Below are 17,918 nucleotides of genomic sequence, written 5' to 3' on the forward strand. Positions count from 1 at the left end.
CCTCTTGAAAGCCGCTCGCAAATCCTAATTTACCGGGCGGTACAGAAAGACGCTTGACGTTACGCCCACCTGAATATATACCGAGTGGTATAGAAACGAACCGCCCGACTCGCCCCCCGGCAGCGGGCTCTCTCCCAAACGACCGGTCCTGACCGGCCGCCTGACAGTCGCCAACCCACCCGGGTCGCGGCTCGACGCAACGCATCCGGCTTCCGCCGCCGACTGGACATTCGCGTGTCCGGCAACGGGGAAGTCTTACCCGCACCCTTCCGGCTGCCCCGAGCCGGAAGCCGCCCCGGCGCGCGCCCTTCCCCCCTGTCCCGGGGCGTGCGCCGGGGCTCACCTTACGAACAGGAGCACGGACATGGCCTTCATCGACTTCACCGATGCCGCGCTGCAGGCGCTGCCCTCATCGCTCGCACAGCCGCCGAAGAATGCGGTCGAGGCCCTGTCCACGCTGGAGAAGCGCATCGTCGCGCTGGCCCGCAACGACGGCCTTCACAGCCTGCGCGAACAGCGCAAGCGGGGCTGGCTTGCCCGCCTGATCCTCGGCCCGACGCCGCCGTCCGCGATGCTCGCCAACGAGCAGCTGGAAGCGCTGCGCAGGCTGGCCGTGCGCGCCTGGCACCATGGTTTCACCCTGCCGGTCTCGGCGCTGAAGGAAGCCCGCGCGGCAGGCTACAGCGAAGCCAAGATCGGCGCCGTCATCGACATCATCGGGCGCCAGCGCGCCCCGTTCCGGAGCATCGCCGCGTGAACCTCGCTCACAAACTCGAAATCCCCGCCGACTACGCGCCGCCCGGCGACGACAGTGGCGACAACGGCCGCCCCAGCCCGCGCCGGATGCAGATCGGGATCGGCGCGCTCGCGCTCGTCGCGTTCGCCGGCCTTGGCTGGAAGTTCATCGGCGGGGCGGAGCCCGCCGCCGCCCTGCCGCCGCCCGCCGTGGTGCAGGTGGCGCATCCGCTGGTCCGCGAAGTGACCGAGTGGGACGACTACGTCGGCCGCTTCGCGCCCAGCAAGACGGTTGAAGTGCGCCCGCGCGTCTCGGGTGCGGTGACGCAGATCCTGTTCAGGGACGGTGACTACGTGCAGGCCGGTCAGGCGCTGTTCGTGGTCGATCCCCGCCCCTACGCCGCCGCCCTGGCAGAGGCCCGCGCCGATGCCGCATCGGCGAGCGCCACACTCGCCCTTGCCCGTTCCGACTACGCCCGCGTCGCCGGGCTGACCGGGGACGAGGCGATGGCCGCCAGCGAGGTGGACAACCTGCGCTCGCGCGTCCGTGCCGCCGAAGCCGCCCTCGCCGCCGCACAGGCCCGCGTCCGCTCGCGCAGCCTCGATGTCGAGTTCGCCACCGTGCGCGCCCCGATTTCGGGCCGCGTGTCGGATCGCCGGGTCGATGCGGGCAACCTCGTTTCCGGCGATGCCGGGGCGAACGCCACGCTGCTGACCACGATCAACGCCGTCAGCCCGATCTACTTCACCTTCGACGCCTCTGAATCGCTGTTCCTCAAGGCTCAGCGCGACAAGGCGGAAGGCGCCGCCTCCGACGTGGAAGTGCGCCTTCAGGATGAGGCGGACTATCGCTGGAAGGGCAAGCTGGACTTCACGGACAACGGGCTCGATCCCAATTCGGGCACGATCCGCATCCGCGCCAGCCTCGACAACAAGGACGGGTTCCTGACGCCGGGCATGTTCGGTAACATGCGGCTTGCGAGCGGCGGTATGGTCAAGGCCATGCTGGTGCCGGACGCCGCGGTGCGCTCCGACCAGACCCGCAAGGTGGTGATGGTCGTCGGCAAGGACGGCGCCGTCGCCGCCAAGCCGGTCGATCTCGGCCCGCTGGTCGGTAACCTGCGCGTGGTCCGCAAGGGCCTCGACGCCGGGGACACGGTGGTGATCTCCAACTACCAGGCGGCGATCCCCGGCAGCAAGGTCACGACCCAGCCCGGCCGGATCGCAAGCGGCAAGGTCGAAAGCGCACCGGCGCCCAGCGCTCCGGTGGCGGCTCAGGCGACGCTCGCCAACTGACTGAGATAACGAGACCCCTTCCCCGCTGAGGGGAAGGTACAGGGTGGGGGCCTTCGAACCCCCACGGCCCTCCCCGGAAGGCCCCCACCCCTTACACCCTTTCGCTTTTTTCGCGCCAACCGGCGCGCCGGATTTCAAGGTCTCGGGACTTGCCCGCAGGCCCGGTTCGACGCGCGCCCAAGAGGGGCACCTGCCATGCGACTTTCCCGCTTCTTCATCGACCGCCCGATCTTCGCGGGCGTCGTCGCGGTGATCATCACCATCGTCGGCGCGCTGGCGTTCATCGGCCTGCCGGTGAGCCAGTACCCGGACATCGTCCCCCCCACCGTCACGGTCACGGCGCAGTATCCCGGCGCCTCGGCCGAGACCGTCGCCAACACCGTCGCCGCTCCCGTCGAGCAGGAGATCAACGGCGTCGACAACATGCTCTACATGGACTCGCAGTCGACCGGCGACGGCAAGGTGACGATCACCGTCACCTTCAAGATCGGCACCGACCTCGACGCCGCGCAGGTGCTCGTCCAGAACCGCGTCGCCATCGCCGAGCCGCGCCTTCCCGAAGCGGTGCGCGCCATGGGCGTCGTCACCAAGAAGGCGAGCCCGGACTTCCTGATGGTCGTCAACCTCCAGTCGCCCGACCGGACCTATGACCGCGACTACATCTCCAACTACGCGCTGACGCAGGTCAAGGACCGCCTCGCGCGGCTTGAGGGCGTGGGCGACGTGCAGCTGTTCGGCGCACGCGACTACGGCATGCGCATCTGGATCGATCCGGGCCGCGCGGCGCAGATGAACCTGACCGCCGGCGAGATCGTCGCCGCCCTGCGCGCGCAGAACGTGCAGATCTCCGCAGGCGCCATCGGTGCCCCGCCGTTCGACAAGGGCAATGCCTATCAGGTCGGCGTCGAGGCGCAGGGCCGCCTGACCGATCCGCAGCAGTTCGCCGACATCGTCGTGCGCACCGACGCGCAGGGCCATCAGGTCCGCGTGCGCGACGTCGCCCGCGTGGAACTGGGCGCGCAGGACTACACCACCAACACCTACCTCTCGGGCAACCCGACCGTCGTCATGGCGGTGATGCAGCGCCCCGGCTCCAATGCGCTGGAGACGGCCAAGCTGGTGCGCGCCGAGATGGATTCGCTCCAGGCCAAGTTCCCCAAGGGCCTGGAATACTCCGTCATCTACAACCCCACCGAGTTCATCGGCCAGTCGATCGACGCGGTGTACCACACGCTGTTCGAGGCGGTGATCCTCGTCGTCCTCGTCATCCTGGTGTTCCTCCAGAACTGGCGCGCGGCGGTGATCCCGATCATCGCGATCCCGGTCTCGCTCGTCGGCACCGCGATCATGCTGGCCGCCGTCGGTTATTCGCTCAACAACCTCTCGCTGTTCGGCCTCGTCCTCGCCATCGGCATCGTCGTCGACGACGCGATCGTCGTCGTCGAGAACGTGGAGCGCTACATCGAGGAGGGCCTCTCCCCGCTCGAAGCGGCCCGCCGCTCGATGGACGAGGTTTCCGGCGCGCTCGTCGCCATCGTGCTGGTGCTCTGCGCCGTGTTCGTGCCCACGCTGTTCATCGACGGCATCTCGGGCGCGTTCTACAAGCAGTTCGCGGTGACGATCTCGACCGCCACGGTCATCTCGCTCGTCCTTTCGCTCACGCTCTCCCCGGCGATGGCGGCACTGCTGCTGCGCCACAAGGAGCGTGCCGGTCCCGATGCGCCGCGCTGGAAGCGCGTGCTCCAGTCGGGCGCGGACAAGTTCAACCACGGCTTCGACCGCATGAGCGAGGGCTACGCCCGCCTCACCGCGCGTCTCGTCAAGGCTCCCACGCGCATGATGGCGACTTACGCCGCCCTCATCGCCGGGACCGTGGGCCTGTTCTGGGCGACGCCGACCGGCTTCATCCCGCAGCAGGACCAGGGCTACTTCCTCGCCGCCGCGTTCCTCCCCTCGGGCTCCTCGCTGGAGCGCACGGACGAGGTGACGCAGGACATCGCCAAGCGCCTCCTGCCGATCAAGGGCATTCGCGGCGCCGTGATGTTCGCAGGGTTCCACGGCCCTTCGCGCACCGCATCGCCGGACTCGGCCGCGATCTACTTCCCGTTCGAGAGCTTCGAGAAGCGCAAGGAACTGGGCGTCACCTACGAAGGCATCATGGCCGAGGCGCAGAAGGCCCTGCAGGGCTATGACAAGGCCATGGTCCTCGTCATTCCGCCGCCGACCATCAACGGCATCGTCCCCGCCGGCGGCTATCGCATGATCGTCGAGGACAACGAGGGCCGCAGCTATGCCGAACTCGCGCAGGCCGCAGGCGGCGTGATCGGCAAGGCGAACCAGGAGAAGGGTCTGCACCAGATCTACACCCTGTTCGACCAGAACACCCCGCGCGTCTTCGCCGACATCGACCGCCGCAAGGCCGACATGCTCGGCATCCCGCCCGAGCGCGTGTTCGAGACGCTGCAGGTCTACCTCGGCTCGGCCTTCGTGAACGACTTCAACCTGCTGGGCCGTACCTTCCGCGTCACCGCGCAGGCGGACCAGGGCAGCCGTGGCTCCATCGCGGACATCGCCAACCTCAAGACCCGCTCGAACACCGGCGCCATGGTGCCGATCGGTTCGGTCGCGACCTTCCAGGACAAGACCGGCCCCTACCGCGTCGTGCGCTACAACCTGCACCCGGCGATCGAGGTCGACGGCAACGTCGCCCCCGGCTACTCGACCGGACAGGCCCTCTCCACCATGGAGAAGATCGCCGACGAGACCCTGCCCTCCGGCTACGGTTTCGAATGGACCGGCATCGCCTACCAGCAGGTGACGGCGGGTAACACGGCGGCGGTGGTCTTCGGCATGGCCGTGGTCTTCGTCTTCCTCGTGCTGGCCGCGCAGTATGAAAGCCTGACGCTGCCGCTGTCGATCATCCTCATCGTGCCGATGTGTCTCTTCGCGGCGATGGCGGGCGTGAACCTGCGGGGCATGGACAACAACATCCTGACCCAGATCGGTCTGGTGGTGCTGATAGCCCTGGCGGCGAAGAACGCGATCCTCGTGGTCGAGTTCGCCAAGCAGGCCGAGGAGGAACAGGGTATGTCGATCGTGGACGCCGCCGTCTACGCCGCCAAGACCCGCCTCCGCCCGATCCTGATGACCAGCTTCGCCTTCATCCTCGGCGCCGTGCCGCTGGTGATCGCGCAGGGGGCAGGCGCCGAGCTTCGGCAGGCGCTGGGAACGGCGGTGTTCTTCGGCATGACCGGCGTCACCGGCTTCGGCCTGCTGTTCACGCCGACCTTCTACGTCGTGTGCCGGATGCTGGCCGAAAAGCTGAGCCGCCGCCCGCGCCGCCAGGTGGATCACCACGCGGTTCCGGCGGAGTGACGGGGCGGCGCTGAGGCCCTTCGACAAGCTCGGGGCGAGCGGGGTGGGAATGCGTCCCAAACCCACCCCCGCTCAGGCTGAGCTTGTCGAAGCCCACGCACCACCTTTCCGATTTCATCGAAACAGGACATATCCGATGATGAAGCAGACTTTGGCGGCGCTGCTCGCCGCAACCGCCCTCTCCGCCTGCGCGGTCGGCCCGGACCATGTGGCCCCGACCCCGCCCGCGTCGGCAGAGGCTCCCTTCGTCGGCGTGCAGAGCGCCGAAGTCACCACTGCCGCCCCCGACGACAACTGGTGGAAGCTCTACGACGACGACGTGCTGAACGGCCTCGTCGCGCAGGCGCTGGCGGCCAATACCGACCTGCGCGTCTCGCTTGCGCGGATCGAACGGGCGCGCGCCAACTTGCGCGGCTCGCGCTCGCAGAACCTGCCCTCCACGGACATCAGCGCGACCGGCACATATGGCCGCGTGTCCGAAGCGCAGGCGCTGCCCGGCTTCGACCGTGAAGGCCGCCGCGTCGATGGCGGCATCTCCATCGGCTACGAACTCGACCTTTTCGGCCGCGTCAGCCGGGGCATCGAAGCCTCGCGCGCGGACCTTGCAGCGGCGCAGGAGGATGCCGACGCGGTGCGCGTCACCGTCGTCGCCGACACCGTGCGCGCCTATGTCGATGCCACCAGCGCCAACGAGCAGATCGACGTCGCACAGCGCAACGTCGACCTGCTCGCCCGGTCGGAGCGCATCACCAATGCCCGGTTCGAGCGCGGCCTCAACCAGAAGCTCGACGTCATCCGCGTCACCCAGCTTCGCGAGGCGCAGGCCGCGACGATCCCGACGCTGCAGGCCCGCCGCGACGCCGCGCTGTTCCGCCTCGCGGTGCTGACCGGCAACACGCCGCAGGATCTGCCCGACGGCGTGATCGCGCGCACCACCACGCCCAACGTCGGCCAGCCCATCCCGGTGGGTGACGGTCGCACGCTGCTGGCGCGGCGCCCCGACGTGAAGGCGGCCGAGCGCCGCCTCGCCGCCGACACCGCGCGCATCGGCGTGGCGACGGCGGACCTCTATCCGAAGATCACGCTGGGCGGCTCGATCGGCACCACGGCGGTCGGCTCCACCGACATATTCGGCGGCGGCCCGCTGCGCTGGCTGCTCGGCCCGCTGATCTCGTGGGCCTTCCCCAACCAGGAAGCGATCCGCGCCCGCATCGGCGGCGCCAAGGCCGACGCCAAGGCGGACCTCGCTGCCTTCGACGGCACCGTGCTGCGCGCGCTGGGCGAGACGGAGACGGCGCTGTCCGCCTACCGCAACGCCCTGCTGCGCAAGGTACGCCTCGCCGCCTCGCGCGATGCGGCGGACCGCGCGGCCAAGGTCAGCCTCGCCCGCCAGAGCCGGGGCCAGATCGACGCGCTCGACGTGCTCGACGCGCAGCGCACGCTGGCAGCCGCAGATGCGGACTCGGCAGCGGCCACCCGCGACGTCGCCTTCGCGCAGGTGGACCTGTTCCGCGCGCTCGGCGGGCGCTGGGAGCAGGAGAAGCAGGCGAGCGCGGAGCCCGCGGTTTCCTACAAGACGGCCGCGCGCTAGAAAGGGGGCCATGCGCCCCCTTCAATGCGCCCAAGTATCGCCGTTCCACTTCGTCATTGCGAGCGAAGCGAAGCAATCCACGGTCGGTCCGTGACGCTGGATTGCTCCGCTTCGCTCGCAATGACGAGGCAGGTCGAAGGCCCGGAAAATGCGTGCAACCGGAAGGTCACACGCATTTTCCATATTTCACATTATAATCAAATAATTACATCGCATTCCTGCGACACATAAACACCGATCCGGCTCAAGCAAACCCCTCAGTCCGCGTTGTAGTCATGCACCACGCGGATACCTTCGAGGATCATCGTCATCGGGATCGAATAGCCCCCGATGGTCTCGACCGGCTGGATCGGCCAGAGTTCCTCGTTAGGCCCCTCGCCGAAGACGAGGCTGGCGCTTCCCGCAGTCGGCGTGCCGAAGCTGGTGTCGCGCATGATCTGCTGGACGAGGTCGTGGACCGCCGGCTTGCCCCTGGGCGGAATGGTGATGTCGGGCATGTGCCGCATCCCGGTCAGCGGCAGGAGCGCGGTGTAGAACGACAGGTCGTCCATCGCGATCTCGCGCTCCGGCGTATAGCTCATGTCCACCACCCGGTCGCCGAAGCGCGACACGGTGCGGCGGATCGGATGGCCCAGCGCTCCGTCGAGCGGAGAACCGATACGGCCGATCAGCGGGTGGCGCGAAGTCTCGTGGAAGTCCCCACCCTTGGACGTCGCGCCGATGAACCAGCTCAGGACGATCAGCCAGTCCTTGTCGCACCACTGGAAGGCGGAGAACATCGTCGGCTTGCCGTCCAGCTTCGCGGGAATGCCGATGACGCAGACGTTGTAGCCGGTCTGCGCCGGGTCCATCGCCGCCGGGTCCATGTCGACCGGGTGGCAGGTCAGCTTCGGCGACCACAGGAAGCACTCGCCGCTGTCGTCGAGCGACTCCAGCGGCGCGGGAAGGTAGCGCGCCAGCGCCTCGGGATCGGCGCGGAAGTGGATGAGAAGCAGGTCGCCGGCGAACTTCCACGGCAGCGGATGCGCGATGGAGCCGATGCCGGTGGGGGTGAAGGGGCGCGTGAAACCCTGCGTCATGCGGCGTCCTTTCCGGCGGCGTGGCGGGCCATCATCGCGGCGTGCTGCGCCTCGGCCTCGTCGAGCCGCTTGGCCGCCAGCGCCGCGCAGGGGAAGCCCGCCTCCTGCCCGGTGACGATCAGTACCTCCTCGATCTCCGCACGGGTCGCCCCGTTGCAGAAGGCACCGCGCATGAAGAACCGCGTCTCCTCCCGCCCCAGCGCCGCCAGCACGGCCAGCGCCACGAACATCCGGGTCTTCATGTCGAGTCCCTCGCGCTCCCAGACCATCGGGCCGATCTGGGTCATGACGAAGCGGTTCATGCCCACCGGCCCCTCGTGGAGCTGCTTGCACAGTTCGGCGCCGTAGATCTCGCCGAACATCCGCTTGAAGTTGGCGGCCCCGCGCGCAAGGTCGGGATCGTCGTAGGTGTAGCCGTCGTCACTCACGGAGATAGGCCCTTTCAGATGGGGACGCGCATCGCGTCGTAGTCGTTGAGGTCAAGCGTGTGGCCGAGCGCCTCGCCGGGCGATCCGCCCTCGTCGGGGTGGGAGTTGAAGTAGCGCCCATGCTCCCGGCTGGTGCGCAATGCATAGTTGGCGCGCGGCTTGCGGGCGGCCTGATAGGCGGCCAGCGCGGTGCGCAGGTCCGGCTTCTCGGTCACGGCGCGGGCGAGGATCAGCGCATCCTCGATGACCATGCCTGCGCCCTGTCCGAGAAACGGCAGCATCGGATGCGCCGCGTCGCCGAGCAGGACGAAGGGGCCGTCTGACCAGATTTCGCGGACCTCGCGGTCGAACAGGCCCCACTTGAACAGCGCCTCTGCGGGCGCGGCGCGGATGAGGTCGGTGACGATGGCGTTGTAGTCGCCGAAGCGGGCCAGCACTTCGTCATGCGTGGCAGGGATGCGCCAGCCTTCCTCTTCCCACGTATCGACAAGCGCGAAGGCGAGGAAGTTCACCGCCGTCCGGTTGCGGATGAAGTAGTGGACGAAGTTGCTTTGCGGCCCGAGGTGGATGCCGGTCGGATCGGCGCGGAAAGCATCGCCCAGTCGCTCGGCCGGGACGACGGCGCGATAGGCGATGACATTGGTGAACAGCGGCTCCTCGTGCCCGAACACGAGTTCCCGGATCGAAGAACGGATGCCATCGCAGCCGACGACGAGATCGCCCTCCGCAACCGCCCCGTTCGCGAAGACGACGCGTCCGCCGGTAGCGGTGCGCTCGATCCCGACGGCGCGGTGCGACAGGTGGATGGAGGCCGGATCGCCCTCACGAACCGCATCGATCAGTGTGCCGTGCAGATCTTGCCGGTGCATTTGATAGAGTGGCGCCCCATAGTCCGCGCGCATCTTCGTCCCGCGTTCGAAGGCATGAAGCTCCTCGCCGGAGCGGTAGTGGAAGATCTTCTGGACCGGCGGCTCGACCGCGATGGCGTCGAGCTTGTCTTTGAGGCCAAGGTCGAACAGAACCCGGCAGGCATTGGGCCACACGGTAAGCCCCGCGCCCGCCTCGCGCAGTTCGTCCGCCTGCTCATAGATCGCGGCGGTATGCCCGAAGCGGCGCAGCGCGATGGCAAGGGTCAAGCCCGCGATTCCGCCGCCGACGATGACGACATGCATCAGTAGCTGCCCTCTTCGGCGAGGAACGCCTCATGCTCCGCGATGGTCGCGGTCAGCCAGTCGAGCGCATTGGCGGCACGCGGCATGCCCGCCTCCAGCCCGACGAGCAGCAGCAGTTCCTCGATTTCCTGCGGCGTAATGCCGTGGATCAGTGCCGAGCGGCAGAAGATCTTGAACTGCACATCCTGCGCCGTCGTCGCGAAGATGACGATCATGGTGACGAGCTTGGTGCGCAGGTCCAGCCCGTCACGGAACCAGACCATCGGCCCGATCTTGCCGAACACCAGGTCCTGAAAGCTGTCGGGCCGCACCGCGTAGGCATCGGTGTAGCGCTTTGCCAGCTTGGGGCCGAAAAGCAGTTCGAACAAACGGTGCCCGTCCGCGTTCGGCTTCGAATCCGTGCTTGTCATCCTTGAGGAACTCCCGTTTCAGCAAGCCGGAAGGTGCGCGCGCAGGAATGCGGCGATCGGCTCGATGTACTCCGCCTCGCGCCCCACGCCGATCAACGGATGGCCGCCAGGGTATGAGAACTGCGCATGGCCGGCAGGCGCCGCCGCCAGCGCGTCATCGTGCGCAGGGCGCAGCGGCTCGTCCTCGGCGGTGAGCAGCAGCAGCCTGCTTTCGAGCGCCGGCAGTCGCGCGATCCAGTCATAGTGGGACACGCTCACGTCCGACCGCTTGTGGGGTGTGAGCGCTGCGCGAACCGCTTCCGGAACCATCGGCGACGGCGACGTCGCGATCGTCGGATCGTTCTGGAGCGAGCCGATGGTCAGTCGCCGGAACAGCGGCCAGGTATCGGCATCGAGCACGAAATGCGGGTTGAACAGGCGCAGCTTGCCGAGCAGCATGTCCACCCACCAGTGCGCTTCGTTGCCCGCGAACGGGTACTGCGGATTATTGGCGATCACTTGCGTCGCCAGGGCCATGGCCTGTTCGTCCGTGACGGTCGTCGCGCCGTCCATCACGAGAACCGGACAGGCCGCAGGATCGCGCAAGGCGAACTCCAGCCCCGTGATGCCGCCCTGATGCCAGCCTATGACCGCGAAGACGCCGCCCATTTCCTGCCCGACGTCGGCCATGACTTCGGCCTGCCCTTCGATGGTCAGGCATGCCGAGGCGCTGTCCGAGTTCCCGTAGCCCAACCCGTCGTAGGCTATGACGCGAAAACCCTGCGCCGCAAGCAGCGGCATGACCGGCTCCCAGAACAGGCTCGTCCACGGATTTGCGTGGGCGAGCAGCACCGCCGGCCCCTCCCCGCATTCGCGCAAGTGGATCTGGCCGTGACGGCTGTCGATATAGGCGCGCCGCATCGCCGGTCAGCGCATGTCGAAGACGTCGAGCGCGGTCTCGCCGACGATCTTCTTCGCGTTGTCCTCGCTCGTCGCCGCGAACACGGCATGTGCCGCAGAGCGCGTGTAGCCCACCGTGCTCTCGTTATGCGGGTAGTCGGTGGACCACATGACCCGGTCGGCGCCGATGAAGTCGAGCAGTGCAAGGCCCGCCGCGTCGGTCATGAAGGTCGCGTAGCAGTGGTTGAACCAGTACCAGCTCGGCGTGTGCCTGAGCTGCGGCGTCATCAGCGGATGGAAAGCCTCATAGGCAAGGTCCGCGTCCTGGATCGCGCCGGCCACCCAGTTGATGCCTGCCTCGACGAAGACGACCTTGAGGGCGGGATGCCTGTCGAAGACGCCGCCGAACGTCAGCGCGCCCCAATTGAGCCGGAAACCGCCGGTCTGCGAAAGGAAGTGCGCGCCCAACCCGCCGAAGCTGTCGATCTTAACCGCCTCGCCGATATGGAAGCAGAAGGGCAGGACGGATTTCTCGACGGCGCTCCAGAACGGGTCCATCTCGGGGCTGGCATAGAGGATGTCGGTGCCGTCGGGTCGCTGCCCCGGCATGATCGGTGCCATGATCGCCTTGAGGCCGAGCGCGCGGATCTCCTCGATTGAGGATTCGAAGGCATCCGGATCCCAGAAGTTCGCGATGCCGACGCCGTAGAGCCGGTCGGGCGCCTGCGCGCAGATGGATGCGATATACTGGTTGTAGCCCCGGAACACCCAGGCGCGCGCTTCGAGGTCGGCCTCGCGGATCAGCGAGAGCACCTTCTGCGGGAACAGCAGTTCCTTCTCCACCCCTTCGGCGTCGAGATCGGCGAGCCGCGCCTCGACTTCGCTCATGCCGGGCAGACATTCGAAGGTGTCCTGCGCCTCCGTGATGATGTCAGGGAAGCGCATTCTGCCGCCGACTTCGATGTTCCAGCCTTTCGGCGTGCGCACGACTTTCGGCGCCTTGTCCCGCAGATGCTCGGGGAAGCGACTGGTCCAGACATCGCCGGTTTCAAGCCAGTGGCTGTCCGAGGAAATCAGCCGCGTACCGGCGGGAAAAGGCAGCGAATCGCGCTGCAGTTCGCGGTCGCAGGGAAAGCCGATCCCGACCATCTCCGGTATACTGACGCGCGTCGAAGGCGTGTGGTCAACACGTGCGGAGGCCATTACCGTCCCCATATCTGAATGGATGGATTTTGGCGGACATCTCTCTCGTCCGACGTGCATATCGCTATGGCCGGGCGGTGCTGCTCACCACGCTCGATCCGTGCAATCACCACCTGGTGGATTTTTTTGTATGCACGCATCGACATGGGGCCGATCAATGACACTCTCGCCCATATGGACAGCCTCAGTTCTCCTCTCAGGGCCCTGAGCCGCGGCATCGGAGTGCTGCGAGCCATCAGCCAGTCCGGCCCGATCAGTCTGAGCGAAATGGTCGAGGCGACCGGGCTGGCGCACACCACTGTCGTGCGCATCGTGCGCACGCTGGAATCCGATGGGCTGGTGAGGCGCATCGACGGCAGCAAGCGTTATGCCGTGACGGAGCTGACGCTTGGTCTGTCATGCGGGTTCACTCAGGACGACAGGCTGACGCAGCAAGCGGCGGAACCAATCCGGGAACTGACCCGGCAGGTCGGTTGGCCCATCGCCATACTGACCCGCGTCGGCGGTGCGATGATCGTGCGGGATTCCACCGTGCGGGAGACCTCGCTGACGTTCAACGTCTACGATGCCGGGATAACCCTCCCGATGTTCGCATCTGCTGCCGGGCGGGTGTTCTTCGCGTTCTCGACGGCCGACGAGCGCGCGGAAATGCTCGCTCGTGCCCTTCAGGGCGGCCCTTCGACAAGTACGCACGTGCTTGAGGAATTTCGGCGGGAGGATGTCATCGAGCGCATCCGGCGCGATGGCCATGTCGCCATGTCCAGCGTCGGATCCGAGGAGCGGGTGCGGGGCAATGCGGCGATTGCGGTCCCCATACTCATCGATGGGAGCGTTCGCGGCGCCTTGTCGCTGGTGTTCTTCAGCCGCGCGATGCCGTTGGCGCGAGCGATCGCCCAACTCGTTCCCCCGCTTTCGGAAACCGCCCGCGGACTAAGCATACGCCTTGGGCGGGGCGATCAGGCGCGGCGACCGGTCGGAGAGCGGATTTTCTCAAATTAGTATACCATATGACTATACAGCACAAGCTATGCGTAAATCTCCATCATGATGGCTTATCTTGACGTAATGCACGTATTTTAAACGTTTTAATGGCGATTTCACGGTCGCGTTTGTGGCAAAATTGCCGCTGGACATAGCGGCCAAACGTGACAGTTTTTGTATTCATAAAAACAAGAGCAGGGTGAACAAGCTGCAAAGGCAGTTCAGGGATCAATCCCGCGACTGACCAGCCACGGCGGTGTGGGACCGCAGGCGGCAGGGGCGGACAAGACGAGGGAAGAAGCGATGATGACTTCACGCTGGATCATGGGCGTCTCCGCCGCTGCGCTGTTCATCGGCGCGCAGCCTGCGCTCGCACAGGACGCCGCGGACGAAAGCGCAGCGACGGAAAAGGCTTCGGGCGTCGGCAGCGACATCGTCGTTACCGCACAGCGCCGCGAGCAAAGCCTGCAGGACGTGCCGATCGCCGTCTCCGCCATCAGTGCGGATGCGTTGGTGGCGCAGGAGGCGACCTCGACGCAGGGCCTGCTGCGCATGTTCCCGAACGTGTCGGGCGCGCAGATCACCGGTGCTGGCGCCAACAACTACTCGATCCGCGGGCTTTCCAATGCGGAGACTGCCGCGACGTTCGACTCTCCGGTCGGCACCTACATCGACGGCATCTATCTCAGCCGCGTGAACTCCAACAATTTCGCGCTGTTCGACATCGAGCGGATCGAGGTGATGCGCGGCCCGCAGGGCACGCTGTTTGGCCGCAACACCACCGGCGGCGCGATCAACGTCGTGCTCAAGCAGCCCGGCAAGGAAATGGGCGCCTCTGTGGAAGGCTCCTACGGCAATTACGACTCCAAGTCGCTGCGCGGCTCCATCGACATGCCGATCGGCGAACACATCCGCACCCGCCTGTCGGGCTACTGGATGGATGAGGACGGATACGTCAAGAACATCACCACCGGCGGCACCGAGAACGATCACGACGGCTGGGGCGTGCGCGGCGCGGTCAGCATCGACCTGTCGTCGGCCGTGACCTGGGACATCTCGGTCGATCACATCCATGACGAGAACTCGCTGATCCCCGCCACCAAGGTGGACGGCAAGTGGATCAGCAGGACAGGCCTCCAGAAGCTGGGCAGCATCGTCACCGGCAAGAAGGGCGACATCGAGCCGAACCGCGTCATCAACGATACCACCGGCGTCACCAGCAAGCTGACCATCGACGCCAGCATCGGCACCATCCAGTTCATCACCGGCTACCGCCATCTGCGCAGCAAGTTCAACCTCGACTACTTCGACAACCCGTCGACCATCGGCGGATATGACTCGGTGCAGTATTCGAAGCACAACCAGTTCAGCCAGGAAGCCAACATCTCGGGCGAGCTGTTCGGCGGCGTGGCGGACTATACGGCGGGGCTGTTCTACTTCCATGAGTACAACGACACCGACTTCACCACCGTATTCCGCCTCGGCAGCGGCGCGCCCTTCGTCGATGCGGACCGCACGGTGTTCAACACCACCGACAGCTTCGCGATGTACGGCCAGTTCGACTGGCACCTGACCGACAAGCTGACCCTGACGACCGGTGGCCGCTGGACCACCGACACCAAGAAGATGCATTACGAGGACAACGGCAATCCGCGCGCCAGCGTCCACCTGACCGACCAGACGCTGCTCAACGCGGGCATCCCGCTGACGCAGACCGCGTCGGTCTTCACCCCGCGCGTCGCGCTGACCTATCAGGCGACCCCGGACGTGATGCTGTTCGCATCGGCCACCAAGGGCTTCAAGTCGGGTGGCTGGAACGTGCGCGCCACGACCACCAACCTGCTGGGCGACTTCGAGGCGGAAACGATCTGGTCGTTCGAAGGCGGCGTGCGTTCGGAGTTCTTCGACCGCAAGGTCACGTTCAACCTCACGGGGTTCTATGGTTATACCAAGAACCTTCAGATCGCGACCGCCAACGGCGCTTCCTCGGCCGGCGTGCCGGTGTTCCCGGTCGGCAACTTCTCGGATTTCCGCAGTTATGGTCTTGAAGCGGAAGCCAACTTCCGCCCGATCGACGGCCTCTCGATCTTCGCCAACGCGGGCTACAACAAGACCGAGTACGCCAACCCGACCCCGGCGGTTCTGGCGCAGCAGGCTGCCTGTGAGGCGGCGCTGGCGGCAGGCGGGACGAGCAGCAACTGCGGTGGCGGCATCATCCGGCTCGATGGCACCATCGCCGCTCCGCTGCGCGCGCCCAAGTTCACCGGCACCGTCGGCTTCTCGTGGGACGTGCCTGTCACCGACACATGGTCCGTCGTGCCGTCCAGCTCGTTCCGGTACGTAAGCAGCTTCAACGTCAACGCGGCCGAACTGCCGACCACTTACGACGATGGCTACTCGCTTCTCGCGGGCTCGCTCGCGCTGGAGAACAAGGACGCCGGGATGCGCTTCTCGATCGGGTGCGAGAACTGCACGAACTCGATCTACCGCGTGGCCACCATCGCCGGTTACTCGTACTGGTCGCCGCCGCGCCGCTGGACCGCCCGCGCGCGCTTCGACTTCTGATGCACGATTTCCGGTCTGTCCTGACAGTCGACGGGGCATGCCCCCGTCGACGCCATGCACTATAACGCGGGTTTGCATGCAGGCTGGCGCACGTATTCTCCGTTCTTCCCCGCTCCTGACCGAGGGTTGAAGCAATACCCATGACCATGTCCCTGGCCGCCGGCGCAGATTCCCCTTTCTCCTCTGACCGCAACGAGCCGTGGCGGCGCTGGCTCACCGTCAGCGGATTGCTGCTTGCGATGGTCATCATCCACGGCATCATCCAGGCGGGGCTTCCGGCGCTCGACAAGGCGCTGTTGACGGACCTCGGCATTTCCCGCGGGGATCTCAAGGCGCGTGAGGCGATCTTCTTCCTGGCATCGGGAACGTCGAGCTTCCTCGTCGGACTGGTGACGCGCCGAATAGCGCCGAACTTCATCATTTTCGGCGGCCTCGCGCTGTTGGCGGCTACGCTCTGGGCCTATGCCCATGCGGCTTCGATCGGACAGATCTACGCGATCTATCCGTTTCTCGGCCTGTGCTTCGCCAGCGTTCACGTTGTCATCGTGGTCCTGCTGATCCACCGCAATTTCGAGAGCCGCCGCGCGCTGGCGATCTCGATCGCGCTGTCGGGCACCAGCCTCGGCGCGGCGATCTTCCCGAACCTCGTCATTCATCTGCTGAAGGAAGAAAGCTGGCGTCAGAGTCTCACGCAGCTTGCGGTACTGCCGCTGCTGGCAATGCCGTTCCTGCTCCTGCTGCTTCCCCGCAACGGCTACGTGGCCGGGCGGACGAATGCTGCCCAGCCCGTCGCCGAAGGCAAGATCCGTCGCACCGGACTTCGCCTCGCCTGCCTCATGGTGGCTACATTCGGCACGTTCTACGCCGCCACGTCCTTCCTGATGAACCTGTTCCTCTATCTTCAGGACGTGGGGATGAAGTCGGAAATGGCGGCGATGGGCATGAGCAGCGTTTTCGTGATCGGGCTCTGTGGCAAGGCCGTCGTCGGCCTCTGCGCGGAACGCTGGGGCTCGCACGTGCTCTGGCTGGTGCAACAGGCGATCCTGCTGGGCGGTGCGATCCTGCTGACGACCGGTGTAATAGCGGTCCTTCTGCCCGGTCTGGTCCTGCTCGGCATCGGTTGGGCGGGCTGCTACGTCATGACGCAGGTCGTGCTGTCCGAGTACTTCGCCGGGCCGAAGCTGGGCCAGCTTATCGGCGCATTCTTCCTGTTCGAAGGCGCATCGTCGGCGCTTGGCACATGGGCCGCGGCGCGGCTCTTCGACGCTTTCGGTTCCTATCAGGTGGGCTTTTCCGTCAACGTGCTGACAGTGGCTCTGGCCATCGGCGCGACGCTGGTGTTTCGCCGTTCGGTGCGACGCGACATTGCGGATGCCTGAGGCATGGTCAGCGCAGTGGCGATACGAATCAGCTTTCGACGAGTTCTCCGCCTTCGTAGCGGAGATAGGCCCAGGGCCCGTCGTGCCATTCGAGCAGCACGCAGCCGCCCCTAGTGTGTTCGTGAAAGCCATGAACCGAAAGCCGCGGGTTCCACAAGTACGATCCGGCGCGCATCGGCGTGTCGTCATCGGGCGCGATATCGCCTTCGAGGCAGAATATCTCTTCCTCGACCGGATGGTAGCTCGGTCCGCCGGTTCCTTCGAAACCTGCAGGAATGCGGAGCAGCCGGGTGTCCGCACCAGTGCCCGTGTCCTCCCAGAGCACCCGGCGTTCGAAACCTTCGAGTACTTTTCCGGCAATTACCGGTACTATCGGCTCGACCGCGAAGACGTCCGGCACGACGAGCGTTTCCGTATTTCCCTGCGGCGCCTCGGCCGTGCCATGATCGAGGATGACGACGACTTGCGCACCGGTTTCGCTCCCGATCGTCGGCAATTCGCCGCCGCGAGGCACTGCCACGAACCCACCGAAGCCGAGGTGCACATCGCCCACGGTGATCGTTCCGGAGCGCACGAAAACCTGGACGACCTCCGCGCAGGCAATCCGCCCTGTCCCGACAAATCCGGCAGGCAGCGACACCAGCCCGCTTCGCAACGATCCGTCGTCGAGCTTGCGCAGGGGATGCACATGCGTGCCTGCACCGAAGAGTGTGAACGGCTCATCGGCAATGTCGCTTTCATGGACGCACAGGGACACGTCGTAAGCGACAGGGCGAGGGTGTTCGGACATTTTTCCTCCACGTACCGGACGTTGCGGATTCAGGA

Annotated in this window: 14 protein-coding genes; 7 read left to right on the forward strand and 7 right to left on the reverse strand. The window is 66.2% G+C overall.

Annotated elements, in window-relative coordinates:
- Positions 1-364 precede the first annotated feature (364 nt).
- From LO787_RS08280 to LO787_RS08295, 4 genes are all read left to right on the forward strand, one after another.
- Positions 365-757 (forward strand): hypothetical protein, encoded by a 393-nt coding sequence (locus tag LO787_RS08280; RefSeq protein WP_232495370.1) that lies wholly within the window; start codon positions 365-367, stop codon positions 755-757.
- Positions 754-2,031, forward strand: coding sequence for an efflux RND transporter periplasmic adaptor subunit (locus LO787_RS08285; protein WP_232495371.1), 1,278 nt, complete (start codon positions 754-756; stop codon positions 2,029-2,031). The genes LO787_RS08280 and LO787_RS08285 overlap by 4 nt, the downstream gene beginning before the upstream one ends.
- Before the next feature lie 195 nt (positions 2,032-2,226).
- Entirely contained in the window at positions 2,227-5,406 is a 3,180-nt protein-coding gene (locus LO787_RS08290; RefSeq protein ID WP_232495372.1) for an efflux RND transporter permease subunit, read from the forward strand.
- A 136-nt stretch (positions 5,407-5,542) separates the two neighbouring features.
- Entirely contained in the window at positions 5,543-6,997 is a 1,455-nt protein-coding gene (locus LO787_RS08295; RefSeq protein ID WP_232495373.1) for an efflux transporter outer membrane subunit, read from the forward strand.
- A gap of 257 nt (positions 6,998-7,254) precedes the next feature.
- Here LO787_RS08295 and LO787_RS08300 read toward each other — a convergent pair whose 3' ends face one another.
- The 6 genes from LO787_RS08300 to LO787_RS08325 are packed head-to-tail and all read right to left on the reverse strand — an operon-like array spanning position 7,255 to position 12,168.
- Complete coding sequence (locus LO787_RS08300) at positions 7,255-8,076, reverse strand: acetoacetate decarboxylase family protein (RefSeq protein ID WP_232495374.1); 822 nt, start codon at positions 8,074-8,076, stop codon at positions 7,255-7,257.
- Positions 8,073-8,504, reverse strand: coding sequence for a carboxymuconolactone decarboxylase family protein (locus LO787_RS08305; RefSeq protein WP_232495375.1), 432 nt, complete (start codon positions 8,502-8,504; stop codon positions 8,073-8,075). The genes LO787_RS08300 and LO787_RS08305 overlap by 4 nt, the downstream gene beginning before the upstream one ends.
- Positions 8,505-8,518: 14 nt before the next feature.
- On the reverse strand, positions 8,519-9,676 hold the full coding sequence (locus LO787_RS08310) for an FAD-dependent monooxygenase (RefSeq protein ID WP_232495376.1): 1,158 nt from the start codon (positions 9,674-9,676) through the stop codon (positions 8,519-8,521).
- Entirely contained in the window at positions 9,676-10,086 is a 411-nt protein-coding gene (locus LO787_RS08315; protein WP_232495377.1) for a carboxymuconolactone decarboxylase family protein, read from the reverse strand. The genes LO787_RS08310 and LO787_RS08315 overlap by 1 nt, the downstream gene beginning before the upstream one ends.
- 18 nt (positions 10,087-10,104) lie before the next feature.
- Positions 10,105-10,986 (reverse strand): alpha/beta hydrolase, encoded by an 882-nt coding sequence (locus LO787_RS08320; protein ID WP_232495378.1) that lies wholly within the window; start codon positions 10,984-10,986, stop codon positions 10,105-10,107.
- A 6-nt stretch (positions 10,987-10,992) separates the two neighbouring features.
- Positions 10,993-12,168, reverse strand: a complete 1,176-nt coding sequence (locus tag LO787_RS08325) for an amidohydrolase family protein (protein ID WP_232495379.1) — start codon at positions 12,166-12,168, stop codon at positions 10,993-10,995.
- Between the two features lie 54 nt (positions 12,169-12,222).
- Here LO787_RS08325 and LO787_RS08330 point away from each other — a divergent pair, with 54 nt between their 5' ends.
- The 3 genes from LO787_RS08330 to LO787_RS08340 all read left to right on the forward strand — a co-directional run bounded on the left by LO787_RS08330 (position 12,223) and on the right by LO787_RS08340 (position 17,093).
- Positions 12,223-13,167 (forward strand): IclR family transcriptional regulator domain-containing protein, encoded by a 945-nt coding sequence (locus LO787_RS08330; RefSeq protein ID WP_232495380.1) that lies wholly within the window; start codon positions 12,223-12,225, stop codon positions 13,165-13,167.
- Positions 13,168-13,452: 285 nt separating this feature from the next.
- Positions 13,453-15,714, forward strand: coding sequence for a TonB-dependent receptor (locus LO787_RS08335; RefSeq protein WP_232495381.1), 2,262 nt, complete (start codon positions 13,453-13,455; stop codon positions 15,712-15,714).
- Between the two features lie 140 nt (positions 15,715-15,854).
- Complete coding sequence (locus tag LO787_RS08340) at positions 15,855-17,093, forward strand: MFS transporter (RefSeq protein WP_232495382.1); 1,239 nt, start codon at positions 15,855-15,857, stop codon at positions 17,091-17,093.
- Between the two features lie 28 nt (positions 17,094-17,121).
- Here the strand turns inward: LO787_RS08340 and LO787_RS08345 are convergent, their stop codons facing one another.
- A complete protein-coding gene (locus LO787_RS08345; protein ID WP_232495383.1) occupies positions 17,122-17,883 on the reverse strand; it encodes a cupin domain-containing protein in 762 nt (253 codons plus the stop codon).
- Positions 17,884-17,918: the final 35 nt, after the last annotated feature.

Origin of the sequence: Novosphingobium kaempferiae, assembly GCF_021227995.1 — a bacterium.
Lineage (GTDB): Bacteria > Pseudomonadota > Alphaproteobacteria > Sphingomonadales > Sphingomonadaceae > Novosphingobium > Novosphingobium kaempferiae.

What these genes read in the sequence shown, in the direction of transcription:
- LO787_RS08290 (WP_232495372.1), top strand. Translation starts at nt 2,227, where the DNA reads ATGCGACTTTCCCGCTTCTTCATCGACCGCCCGATCTTCGCGGGCGTC.
- LO787_RS08300 (WP_232495374.1), bottom strand. Translation starts at nt 8,076, where the DNA reads ATGACGCAGGGTTTCACGCGCCCCTTCACCCCCACCGGCATCGGCTCC.
- LO787_RS08310 (WP_232495376.1), bottom strand. Translation starts at nt 9,676, where the DNA reads ATGCATGTCGTCATCGTCGGCGGCGGAATCGCGGGCTTGACCCTTGCC.
- LO787_RS08345 (WP_232495383.1), bottom strand. Translation starts at nt 17,883, where the DNA reads ATGTCCGAACACCCTCGCCCTGTCGCTTACGACGTGTCCCTGTGCGTC.
- LO787_RS08280 (WP_232495370.1), top strand. Translation starts at nt 365, where the DNA reads ATGGCCTTCATCGACTTCACCGATGCCGCGCTGCAGGCGCTGCCCTCA.
- LO787_RS08315 (WP_232495377.1), bottom strand. Translation starts at nt 10,086, where the DNA reads ATGACAAGCACGGATTCGAAGCCGAACGCGGACGGGCACCGTTTGTTC.
- LO787_RS08295 (WP_232495373.1), top strand. Translation starts at nt 5,543, where the DNA reads ATGATGAAGCAGACTTTGGCGGCGCTGCTCGCCGCAACCGCCCTCTCC.
- LO787_RS08325 (WP_232495379.1), bottom strand. Translation starts at nt 12,168, where the DNA reads ATGGCCTCCGCACGTGTTGACCACACGCCTTCGACGCGCGTCAGTATA.
- LO787_RS08335 (WP_232495381.1), top strand. Translation starts at nt 13,453, where the DNA reads ATGATGACTTCACGCTGGATCATGGGCGTCTCCGCCGCTGCGCTGTTC.
- LO787_RS08320 (WP_232495378.1), bottom strand. Translation starts at nt 10,986, where the DNA reads ATGCGGCGCGCCTATATCGACAGCCGTCACGGCCAGATCCACTTGCGC.
- LO787_RS08340 (WP_232495382.1), top strand. Translation starts at nt 15,855, where the DNA reads ATGACCATGTCCCTGGCCGCCGGCGCAGATTCCCCTTTCTCCTCTGAC.